General features: G+C 41.4%; 3 protein-coding genes and 4 tRNA genes. 6 read left to right on the top strand and 1 reads right to left on the bottom strand.

Features of this window, described 5'->3' with window-relative positions; all coding sequences use genetic code 11:
• The 6 genes from NYP55_RS03095 (at nucleotide 1) to NYP55_RS03070 (ending at nucleotide 3,013) form a co-directional block, all read left to right on the top strand.
• Nucleotides 1-1,527, top strand: coding sequence for a DUF4127 family protein (locus NYP55_RS03095; protein ID WP_415680513.1), 1,527 nt, complete (start codon nucleotides 1-3; stop codon nucleotides 1,525-1,527).
• 30 nt (nucleotides 1,528-1,557) lie between these two features.
• A complete protein-coding gene (locus NYP55_RS03090) occupies nucleotides 1,558-2,508 on the top strand; it encodes an acyltransferase domain-containing protein (protein ID WP_415680514.1) in 951 nt (316 codons plus the stop codon).
• Between the two features lie 118 nt (nucleotides 2,509-2,626).
• A tRNA-Gly gene (locus NYP55_RS03085) sits at nucleotides 2,627-2,699 on the top strand.
• A 27-nt stretch (nucleotides 2,700-2,726) separates the two neighbouring features.
• Nucleotides 2,727-2,797: transfer RNA gene (locus NYP55_RS03080), tRNA-Cys, on the top strand.
• Between the two features lie 31 nt (nucleotides 2,798-2,828).
• A tRNA-Val gene (locus NYP55_RS03075) sits at nucleotides 2,829-2,900 on the top strand.
• A 40-nt stretch (nucleotides 2,901-2,940) separates the two neighbouring features.
• A tRNA-Val gene (locus tag NYP55_RS03070) sits at nucleotides 2,941-3,013 on the top strand.
• Nucleotides 3,014-3,317: 304 nt separating this feature from the next.
• Here the strand turns inward: NYP55_RS03070 and NYP55_RS03065 are convergent.
• Nucleotides 3,318-12,233, bottom strand: a complete 8,916-nt coding sequence (locus NYP55_RS03065) for a Rib/alpha-like domain-containing protein (RefSeq protein WP_472781565.1) — start codon at nucleotides 12,231-12,233, stop codon at nucleotides 3,318-3,320.
• Nucleotides 12,234-12,252: the final 19 nt, after the last annotated feature.

Genomic DNA, 12,252 nt, shown 5'->3' with positions numbered 1-12,252 from the left:
ATGAAAGTCTTATTTCTTCCATTAGACGAGCGACCTTGTAACTATAAGTTCCCAGAGCTTTTAGCTAAAAGTAGTGATTTTGACCTTGTAAATGTGCCGTTAGAATTATTAGGTAATAAAAAACAGTCTGCAGATATTAATGGAATAGTTGATTTCTTGATGGATAACGCCAAAAAATGTGATATTGCTATAATATCTGCAGACATGCTTGTGTATGGGGGATTGGTTCCTTCGAGAATACATAATTTGCAAAGTGATTGTTTGCAAAGTCGCCTGAACGTATTAGAAAAGCTCAAAAAAGTTAATCCAAATATGACTTTATTTGTTTTTTGCACTGTTATGCGAGCGCCTGCGTATAACAGCAGCGATGAGGAGCCTGATTATTACGCAGAATATGGAAGGAGTCTTTATTTAAGAGCATATCTGAGCGATAAAAAGATTAGGTGTAATGATCTAACGCAATCGCAGGAGAAAGAGTTAGAATCTTTTGATATTCCTCAATATGTGATTAATGATTATGAAAATCGCCGTGATAAAAATCTTGGTATTAATATATCAATTCTTGATTTGGTAGCAAATAATACTATTGATTATCTTATTTTTCCACAAGACGATTCTAGTACATACGGATATACTTCAGTATCTCAAAGAAGACTTCAATCAGCTGTTTATTCTAAGAGGTTAAACAGTAGAGTTGCTATGTATCCTGGATCAGATGAAGTTGGCATGACTCTGCTTGCAAGAGCGTTTTGTAAATCGCATAGAATAAAGCCTGCTATAAGTGTTGAATATTCGTCTATATTAGGCCCAACAATAGTTCCTTCTTACGAAGATAGGCCCATGTTTGAAAGTCTAAAATCTCATGTTCTTGCTTGTGGAGCAAGGCTTTTAGAAAATTGGGAAGATAGCGATTTAGGTGATTTAAGCGGTTTAAGTGGACTAAACAACATTTGTTTGATGATTAATGCTCCTGGAAAAGTTATGCAAGAAGCAGAATTTTCTGTATTTAATCATGATGTAACGTACGACACGTATAGAAATTTAGATTATTTTACTAATCATATCTGCACGCTAGTTGAATCTGGTAAGAAAGTTGCATTATGTGATAGTGCGTATTCAAATGGTGGGGATTTGCAATTATTAACTTTGCTAGATGATAATAACGTTTTAGACAGAATTATTAGTTATGCGGGATGGAATACAAATTGCAATACTTTGGGAACAGTTTTATCTCAAGCAATTTTAGGCATTGATTCAAAAAGTATAAAGAAAAATATTGCATATAGAATAATCGAAGATGCGTTATATCAATCAAATATTCGATGGAATATAGCTAATAGGATTGATAATTATGGTGGTAATTATTTTGATGTAAAGCCATGCGAAGCGTGGGCTAAGTGCGAAGCTAAAAACTTGTTGCAGAAAGAGTATAGCAAGTTGAATTTATCGAAAGCGCTTCCTTTGAAAATCAATAATGTAGATTTTCCATGGAAAAGGATGTTTGAAGTTAATTTTGATTTGTTGTGAGTCTTGTTGTGAGTTTATTGTGAGGTAAAAATGTGTGATTTGTTAAAAGAAGATGAAAAGTCATACCTGATTTCGCAGACTGCAGAAGATGTTGAAAATCTGTGTAACGAATTGCATTTTGATGATTGCCTAACGCGCACAATAGTACAATCTTTTAAAAATATAGATATTTCTGTTTTGATGGATTGCATACAAGACCTTTTTAATGACGGGTTTAATCAAGAGTTAGCAGTTGCAAAATTGAATGAATATTGTGCTGATGATAGCGGAATGCGGATTCTTTCAATATTTATGGTATGCGTTCTTTTGGTGCGTAGAAGATATGAACAAGCTGGAATTAAAGATGAAGTCTTTTTAAGTACTTTTGGTTTTATTAAAAGATTTGTTAAGAAGTTTCGTGTTGGCAAGTATCCTTTTGTTTTTAGTGAAGAATTTTGGTTTCCACGTCTTCTTTCTATGAAAATATTTAGATTAGGTGAATTAGAATTTGAGTTTTGCAAAAGGCAAAATCTGGTAAGTGTACATATTCCGTCTGATGCAAAGTTAAGCATAGAAAATTTAACGATAAGTTTTATGTTGGCTAATGAGTTTATAGATAAGTACATTCCTGAGTTAAAGAATTGCACTTTTTATTGCATATCATGGCTGCTTGATCCTGCTTTAGATAAGTTGCTACCAGAAAAGTCGAATATTCGAGTATTTAGATCTATGTTTCGAGTTTTTGGAATTGCATATTCTGACGACTATAAGCGTTGGGTTTTTGGAGAAAATTGCAAGATTTTTGGGCGTGGTGAAAATGGTGTAAATTGTGGCAAGGAAAACAATGTAGAAGCGTGTGGGGAAGTGCGCAAGGAAAGTGACATGGAAAGTGGCAAGGAAAGTGGCAAGACGGAAACAAGTTTGCAAAAAAATATTAGGGAATATGTTGAAAATGGGGGAAGGATGGCGATTGGGTACGGAGTTTTAAAGAATGTTAGGTAGAAAATTTAACAGTGTTTGCTATTCGACACGCCAACGGGCGGCGGACTTGAATTTATAAATATTTCTGGTATAGTAGTTACTCGTGCTTCGGACTGGCATTAGTTAGCGAGAAAGCATTGCGGACATAGCTTAGTTGGTAAAGCGCAACCTTGCCAAGGTTGAGACCGCGGGTTCGAGTCCCGTTGTCCGCTCTAGGTCTGGTGAGTTATCGGCCTTGTGGTGGGTTAGCCAAGCGGTTAGGCAGCGGCCTGCAAAGCCGTATAGATGAGTTCGACTCTCGTACCCACCTCGATTGAGCGTGTTAGCTTAATAAACAACCTGGGCGGTTGGCGCAGTGGTAGCGCACTTCCCTGACACGGAAGGGGTCACAAGTTCGAACCTTGTATCGCCCACTCGAAAGGATTGCCTTTCACGCATAATTAAAAAAATTTTGGGTGATTGGCGCAGCGGCTAGCGCACTTCCTTCACACGGAAGGGGTCATAGGTTCGATTCCTATATCACCCACAATATGTTTGTTTTCGCGGTATTTTGCCGCGTTTTTTTTTTACTCATTTACGTTAGCGCGCTTAGGCTGCGCGAACGACACGATCTGTTTTCCGCTTTTTGTACCATTTTTAGGTCAAATATGGTACAAAATGCGGAAGTTTTTTCCGGGTTTTGTACGTAATTTAGGTGGAATATGGTACAAAGTGCGGAAATATCGTTCGCGCAGGTTAGCTGCAGAATTCAAAAAAGCGGGTAAGAAAAGGCCCAGAGCAATCGCTCCAGGCCTTTGCTTGTTGGTTTATAGTTACTTAGCGCGTGCTAGCTAGTTGCGCTTCTTGCGGCGAGATACAGCCCTTCCTGCAGCACCCATGCCAGCAAGCATCGCAGACGCAAGAGCACTTAATGCAACACCAACGCCAGTATTACCTAGCGCACCCTTACCTCTTCTAGATTCACTATTAGATCCACTATTGCGAGATTGGTTTCCATGATTATTGCCGCCATTGTGGCCGCTTACGTCATTTTTGTTGCCATTCTTGTTTGCGTTGTTGGTGTTGTTTGCGTTGCTGCCATTATTGGTGTGACTTCCGCTTTCGTTTGTGCCGCTATCGCTTTCGCCGCTATCGCTTTCGCCGCTATCGCTACCATCATCGCTACCGCTACCGCTGCCTCCAGGCTGCGCAATCGTGCCTGTAACGGTGCTAGACGAGCCTCCAGCAGTGCTATCTCCGCTTTTCTTTGCAACAGCAGTAATCGTGCTTCCGTCTTTAACGTTTGCAGCTGGAATCGTAACAACGCCAGTCTTTGGATCAACAGTTACGCCGTTAGGAGCAGTGCCGTCAATCTTCCACACGCGCATATCGCCCTCGGCGATAACGGTGATTGTAACAGTTTGCTGCGTGCTTCCGTCGCCTTCAGGCGTATACGTAATAACAACCTTATCTACGCGCGTATCCGTAAGATTTGGTGTTATTGTGGCGCTTCCGTCTGCAGGCGTGTCTATGCGTGGAACGGCAATATCTCCGCCAACCGTTACTTCAACAGTGTTTCCAGTCTTTGCAAAATCACCTTCGCCGTTTGTAGGCGTAAGGTTTACAATCGCGCCAGGCGTTTGCTTGTTGATAGTAATAGTGAAGTTTCCATCTTTATCTGCTTTACCGGTTCCGATTTGCTTTCCATCTTTGTCGGTAACAGTAATAGTTGCGCCTGGAACATCGGTTTTGCCAGTAATCTTTTGACTTCCATGGCTTCCGCCCTGATCTCCACCGCTTTCGCTACCGCTGCCGCTTGGCTCGTCTGCTATAGACTGTCCGGTAATCTGCGGAGTCTTAAAGCCAGTTGTTTTCTCCGCTTTATCCGAAGAGTGGTCATCCTTATCCTTAGCAACAGCAGTAATCGTGCTGCCGTCCTCCAAGTCTTTTGCTGGAATCGTAACTTTGCCGGTAGCTTCATCAACCTCTACGCCGCTAGGATAAGGGCCGTCAATCTTCCACTTGCCGTCGGTATCATCTTTCTTAACAACAATCGTGCGAACTGGCTGCTCTGGGCCGTTAAGCGGATTTGGCTTAGCTGTAATCACAATCGTAACAACTTTTGCGCTGTCATCTTTTGTAGGCGTTACTATTACTTTTCCGTCTCCAGTCTTTCCGCCTTCATTTTCCGAAGGAACGGTGATTGTAGGAGCTTTTGGCTTTGCAATAACGGTTACGGTAGTAGCTTCGCCTTCATCTTTGCCATTGCTTGGAACAAGCTTGAGAGCTGTGTCAGGCGTTTGCTTAGGAATATCAACCGTAAAGTGGCCATTATCGTCCACCTTAGTGGTTATGTCGTTGCCTTTATCGTCCTTCAAAGCATTGCCACTATCATCTTGAACCGTAATAGTTGCTCCAGGTGTTGCATTACCAGTAATAGTGGTCTTGCCATTAGTTTCAGAACCTTTATCGACAGGCTTATTCTCAGCTTTGCCGTCGTTAATAAATGGCTTATCTTTATCAACAACGTTTACTTTTACTGTTACATTCACAGGCTTCTCAATGCCTGGAATATTTACAACAACAGTGCCGCTCTTATTGTCTCCAGCTGTATTGGTGTCTGGCGTACCATTTTCTCCAGTTGCCCAGGTGAATGTGGTTCCCTTAGGTAATTCATCCTTATTAGCAATGCTGTCTTCCGGCTTTGGATTAGCGCCTACTGGCACGCTCACTGTCTTGCCTTTTGGATTTGGCACAACAAGCACGTTTACAGGCACATCTACAGGAGTCATTCCTGGAACCGTAATAGTCACAACGCTTGGCTGGTTGCCAACGTGTGACGTGTCTGGTTTCTTTGTCCAAGAGATATTAGCACCATTAGGTAGATCCTTATGATTCTTAATAACATCCTCTGGCTTAGGAGTAGTGTCAGTTGCGTCATCATCCTTCTTTTGCAGCACGGTTACGTCTTTTCCTTCAGGAGATGCTGTAACAGTAATTTTTACAGGCACTTTTTGAGGATCTTGCCCTGGAATCTTTACAATCACAGTGCCAGTAGTAGGACCAGTCTTGTCGGTCTTTGGAGCAGCATCTTTCTTCCACTCGAAGGTGGTTCCCTTAGGCAACTTATCGTTGTCTTTAATGCTGTTCTTAGGATCTGGATCGCTGTTCTGAATGACGGAGGTGTCCTGCGCTGTAGGCGCAGGGTTTACGTTCACAGTAACTTTGGCTTTCACTGGATCTTTCACACCTGGGATATGAACGAGCACAGTGCCAGTAGCAGGACCCGTCTTGTCGGTCTTTGGCTCGTCATCCTTCTTCCAGTCGAAGGTGGTTCCCTTAGGGAACTTATCCTTATTAGCAATACCCTTCGATGCGTCTGGAAGTTTGTCGCCAACCTTCACGTTAACAACATTCGTTTCTGGATTTGGCGTAACGTTCACTGTTACAGGCACCTCTACAGGGGATTGGCCTGGTAGGGTGACTAGTATAACTCCATCTTTCTTTCCAGAGTTGCTGGTATCTGGTGTATTCTCAGGTTTCCATGTAAAGGTAGTTCCGCTAGGATACTTATTCGTTTCGCTAGAATCCTTAATAACATCCTTAGCATCTGGCAACTTGCCTTTTTGTGGCACGTTGACTTCAGATGCACTTGGGTCAACAACGTTAACCTTTACTGGCACTTCTTGAGTAGTAGATCCAGGAATAGTGATCTTTACTTTTCCGGACTTGTTGTTGCCTTCCTCAGATGTGTCTGGTTTTTCGGTCCACTCGAAGATGGTGCCATCAGGGAACTTATCCTTATTAGAAATCATGTCTTCTGGCTTAGGTTCCGCACCCTTTGGCACAGTCATGCCAGTTTTCGCTTGTGGCTTTGGAGCCTTAATAATTACAGGCACGTTGATCAAGGTTTTTGATCCATCCGGATACGTAACCGTTACAGGCACCTCAAACTTGCCAGCCTTATCTCCAGCAGGGATCTGAGCCTTATCACTATCAGCAATAGAGTAAGTTGGATTATCTTTTTCGCCTGCTGGCCAATTAGGAATCGTAACCTTACTTGTAATGTCGCTATCCGAAGGCTTTCCGCTGTCGATATTTCTTTCAAGTGGTTCAGCTTGTGGAGTATGCGTATTCGCATCCGCATCCTTAACAACCACATGAACATTTACAGTGTCGGTCGTACCATCTGGGTATTTAACAGTAACCGGCACATCGCTTTCACCTGGAGTATTCGTATTTGGAAGCGTTGTTTCAGTTCCCACAGTCTTAGTCGGTTGCTTTTTGCCACTTGGATAGTTAGGAACTCTTACTTGATTAGTAATATCGGCATTGCTAATCGTTTCGCCGTGCTTCTTCGTAAGAGTTGTAGTGGTTGGTTCGTAAGAGTCGGAATCCTTATTCAAGATTGTGACGTTTACGTCCACATCTTCGCTTGTGCCATCCGGATAAGTTACTGTTACAGGTACTGTGTAAGCTCCAGGCTCTGAGTTTCCTCCTGGAATCTTCTTAGTATCCTTGACTTTGTAAGAGATTTTAGTTGCATCTCCAACAAAGTGTGGAACTGTTACCTTATCAGCAATATCCTTCTCGCTAATAGTTGAGCCGTAAGGCTTTTCTAGTGTAGAAGACGTTGGCGTGTAAATATCCTTGTCAGTGTCCTTAACTACCACTGGAACTTCAAGAACAACTTCTGACCCATCTGGGTATGTGACCTTAACAGGAACATTAGTTGTGCCAGTCTTAGTCATATCAGGCAAGTTGTTTTTGTTTACAAGCTCTACTGTTGTTCCTGTTGGAGCAGGCTTGCCATCAACTGTAGAAGTCTTTACAGCACCAGTGATATCCGCAGCAGTAATCTTATCCCTACGGTTTTTCTTAACTTCGTTTGCGCTTGGTGCGTAAGTCTTGGTATCAGGATCTCCAGTAGTAACTTTTACTGTAACGCGAGATTTGGAGCCATCAGGATACTCAATATTAACGTTAATATTTACGTCGCCAGGAGTTGTACCATTTGGAATATCGTTAGCATTTTCAACAGTTACGGTTGGTTTAGGCTTACTACTGTCAAAAGTAACGTGATTATTTACTTCATCTTTATTAGATTTTTCGCCATACTTCTTCGTTATATCAGTAACAGTTGGCTTATTTGTTTCGCTTTGTGGTTCGCCAATTGTTACCTTAACAACTGTATGATCTTCTGAACCATCCTTATACGTAATGGTTACAGGAATATCAAACGTGCCGGCTTTAGTTCCGTCTGGAATGTTATGTGTGTTGTCAATGGCAACTTTTGCGTCAGTAGGAAGCGCTGTATCCTTACCCTGCTTATCTTTAAGACTAATGCCTTTATCCTTGCCAACACCAGTAATTTTACCGGATATGTTGTCAGTCTTTGGCTTCGAGTTGTAATCAAACGTAAGCGTATTGCCTTGTGGGTTATAGCTCTTGCTCTGCGGCTCGCTAATCTTAACTTTTACTGTTGCATAACCAACAGAGTCATCGCTATACGTTATCTTTACAGGAACTTCATATATGCCAGGTTCAGTTCCTCTAGGAATCTTGGTTTCGTCTGCAATCTTAATTGTTGTTCCTGCAGGAATTTTGTTCTTAGGCCAAGATATTCCGCCGCCAGTAGAAGTGCTTGTTATGGAATCTTCTATTTGCTTCTTAGTAGAGCCGTAAGACTTATCAACCTCGTTTGTAGTAGGTTTATAGGTCTTACTCATTGGCTCTTGGATGGTAATAGGCACTTCGACTTCTGTTGTAGAACCATCTGGATAAGTAACAATAGCTGTTATTGTGGAGTTTCCAGGAGTGTTTCCATTTGGTAAAGTTTGGCCAGCTTTTACAGAAACTACTGGTTTCTTAGTTTTGTCTTTATTTGTATAGTCAGTTGTTACTGCTTTCTTTATATCGTCTTCTGTTACTTTTTTACCGCTTTGCTTAATAATACGCGTAGCGGTTGCAGTGTGTTCCTCCGCGCTTGTATATACAGCAATCTGAATAGGGAGTTCAGATTTATTACCAGCCTCGTCTGTTACAGTAACAGTACGGCTCCAATGTTGATCTACTACTTCGTCGGTTGGTGCTGTGCCAGTTATATGCACAATAGCAGGGTTCTTAACACTGTGGTGGTCTGCATTGTCAACTGTTAAATTAGTTTTAGTAATTCCGCAGTCAGTTACATTGTTATTCAAGATTGCGCCGACTATTTTGCCAGTGTTGTCGTGAACTTTCAGTGTAAGGTCAAACTTCTGTCCGCGATGAACTTTCAGTAAGTAATGATCTTTGCTTCCATGTTTTGCTGTTCCTAAATCAGGCTTTTCAATAACAGGCTTAATAGTATCCGTAACAGTAAGCTTTGGTGAAACGTCTACGTGAGAACCATCCGGGAACGTTATGCGAATTGTAGCAGTTGTATTTTTGCCAGGCTTATTCCAATCTGGTTCCTTAACCCAAGAATACGTTGTACCGGTTGGCAAATCTTTCTTGCTAGCTTCGGATATACCATCTTCAGCCTTTGGGTGATTATTATTGTTTCCATCTTCAGGAATGTTATGAGTTATATCCTTTGGAGTAATCTTGCCGAATTTATCTGCTTGATTGTGCACAATAAAGCGAATTGGGAAGTTCGTTTGATTTCCAGAGCCATCAACTGCTACAAGAGTCCTAGAGTACGCTCCGGCAGCCGTGCCATTCGGCACATTTCCTGCAATCTTTATAGCTCGAGGATCTTGTTCGGAACCAGCGCCTTTCTTTGACTCAAAATCAGATGAAGACAAGCCTGTTAATAAACTATTAATATTCAAATCTGTAACGTTGCCACTGTTGTCTGTTGCTGTTATTTTCAGTTCGCACTTGTCGCCGTGGTACGTGTCAATCTTTGTGTAACTTGTTTTGCCTTCAGTAACCTTTTCGGTTACTTCAGTCCAAGTGTCACCAGGACCTTTCTTGTACACCCTTATTACTGGTTTCACTTTATCTTGAACTGTTACGGCTACAGGAATCTCCTTAGTTTCTCCTCCAGGAATGCTGACTTTTACTGTGCCTTGCTTTTCTTTCCCAGTTGAGTTTGTTTCAGGTTTAGTAACCCAAGTGTATGTTGTCCCAGAAGGAACATTCTTGCTGTTTTCAAATATTTTCTTAGCATCATCATCAGTAAGATTATGACCTAAGTCAACGGTAATAGGATTTGCTTTTAGCTCGTAAGGTTGCTTAACTGTTAGCTTAACTTCCTTCTCAGTTTTGTTTCCAGCAGCATCGGTAACTGAGAACTTAAGCTTGTGTTCGCCAACTTCGTTTGACTTCATGCCGAGTATCGTAATTTTTACTTTGCGATCTTTTGGATTATCTTGTGTTCCTTGGTAATCGATCTTCAAACGTGAAAAATCATTATTTACAAGTTGTAATAATGGAGTTGCAATATTGAAGTCGTCAATTTTAATATCATCTTTTGCTTCAAGATTAAAGATTAAGTTTTCTCCAACTTTTGCAGTTGCGTCGTTTGCTGTAAGTGTTGGATTTTGTTTATCTTCTGTAGCTTGATGATTTTCACTTTTATCGGAAGATAAATTGAAGGTATTTGTATGTTTATCCTGATGATTGTTGTATGAACTGCTTGTAATCGCATACACATTTCCTGCAGGTATGCCATTAGCTACAGTAATAGTTGCCTTACCGTCTTTGATTTCGGTAGTAGAGCCAATTGCGTTATTGTTGGCATCGTATAATGTAACTTTGTTTGTGGCACCTGGTATAAACCCAGTGCCGACGTTTACTACTACTTTCTGGTTTTTAATTTTTGCGCGACCGGTTAAATCTGTTTCAATAACAGGTGTCTTCGGCTTAACGTTAAATGTTACAGTAGTATCTTTGTGGCTACCGTCTGTGTAATGCACTCTGACAGTGTTATTAAAGTTGCCAATTGTGCTGGAATTAGGTGTTCTGCCGTACCATTCGACTTTTTTCGGCTTAACTGTATTGCCAGAATTATTTTCGAGTGTTATGTAATCGCTTGGTTGTTTAAGTTTATCCCCAACTGTTACAGTGTTCTCGCTACCTTTTGGTGCGTGCTCAAAAGCGAGTGGTTTTTTAACTGTTACAGGAATGTTCACTAGATGGTAGGATCCATCCTCATATATGATTTTTGATGCGACTTGCAGAGTGTTCTTAGAATGTTTGAAACGGCTTTCGGATAGATTTGTCTTTGGTAACTTACCAATAAAAGTTATTTTACCATTTCCATCATTGCCTTTTATCTGCTTCTTGAGCATATCTTCAGTAAGCGTCTGCCCCCAATCAACAGTAAGTGGGGTAGCGGTTGGAGCCTTGTACTTCTGGTTCAGGTTCTTAAGATGTACAGTGACTTTCTTTTCTGCTTTGTTGCCGGAAGCGTCGGTTGCAGAAACTGTAATCGTGTAGTCGGAGTTTACTGGATTATTTTTTTCATCCTTGTGCTCAAACTTAACGCCATTAATTTCGTGTTTGTAAGGATTCTTTTCAGTTGCGTCATAACCGTCCTTATTATTCTCATCAAAGTTTGCATTCTTTATGCTATCCGGGAATCCTTTTACAGAGAAATTAGTTACTTTTTCGCTATTATCGGACGTGCCGAAAGTAATCTTTTGCTTATCACCTTGATATACGGTAATGCTACTGGAGTCGTCTGTAAGCTCCTTGCCATTAAAATACAGCTTTGGAGGCAAATTATCGCTTTTTGTGCGAGGGAAGTTTTCGTCGTGAGTTCGTCCGGAAATGAAGGTGTAAGCAGAATGTGTATTTCTTCCGTAAGAGCTTGTGTTTGCGTAAGTAAAAGCGTTTTGAATGTCGTCTGTTGTTACGCCTTGGCGCAGCTTTACCTTGCAATGCATGCGTACAGCGTAATCAACATTAACAGTTGTTATACCAATGCCGTAATTGTATCCGCTATAAGGGCTTGGTCCAGGAGCTATAGCCTTCTTAATAGCGTCATCTAAATCTCTTTCGTTAACGTGGAAGTTATCGGATATGTCTCGTCCTCTACTTCCTCCGTTACGAACGTTCAATGAATTCTTATAAGTAGAGCCATTATAATCATGGTCATTGTTAAATAAATTCTGATCGAACGATTTGCTTGCCTCATGATTAAACAATTTAATATCATGAGAAAGGTTTGCATACGTTTGAGGTGAACTGCCATTGCGCTTGTAGAAATCAAATCGTAAATCAGTTACGGTATCGCCTTTATAAGCACCATTGTTTAAATCTGCAACAGCATAAGGCACTAGCCACACATATTGCTGTTTTTTAGACGATGTAAGCATGGACTTGCCGTCGTTGTTAAAGAACACGTCGAAGACTAGGTACTGGTCGTTTCCTATCGTTTTAACATGCGCATACATATCCGTCTTGTTCTTTAAGTCGTCGTAGTTGCCCTTGTTGTAGTCATCATGATTTTCGTCAGTGTTCACGTAACCTGCGTCACCATTGCTATTTTGGTAGCGGTAGCGCTGATACTCAAGAATATTCGGCGTATGCAGCCAAGGAGTAGGATCAGCGTCTGTGCTACTCACTTGATCCGCAAAAGCCGCTGTAGTTGGAGGAAGAAGAATATTAGAGGATGCGAGGATTGGCTGACCGCCCAAGCAGGTGGCTGCAGTAAGAACCGTTGTAAGTGCGCTAAGTGACAGTTTGCGCGCGGTTGATGCACTAAAATTGGCGCTTACATTTGCAAATGAGCGATACTCTTGATTGCGAGCGTGCTTTTGGCGAGTGCTCTTTACCATAATAATCCCCGTTCTTTTT

This window comes from Gardnerella sp. c10Ua_31 (genome assembly GCF_055700915.1).
Note: the sequence above shows the minus strand (reverse complement) of the source record. Positions and strands in the feature narration are given on the sequence as shown.

Bases quoted from the DNA above. Each gene is read 5' to 3' on its own strand.
- NYP55_RS03095 (WP_415680513.1), top strand. From the start codon at position 1: ATGAAAGTCTTATTTCTTCCATTAGACGAGCGACCTTGTAACTATAAG.
- NYP55_RS03090 (WP_415680514.1), top strand. From the start codon at position 1,558: ATGTGTGATTTGTTAAAAGAAGATGAAAAGTCATACCTGATTTCGCAG.
- NYP55_RS03065 (WP_472781565.1), bottom strand. From the start codon at position 12,233: ATGGTAAAGAGCACTCGCCAAAAGCACGCTCGCAATCAAGAGTATCGC.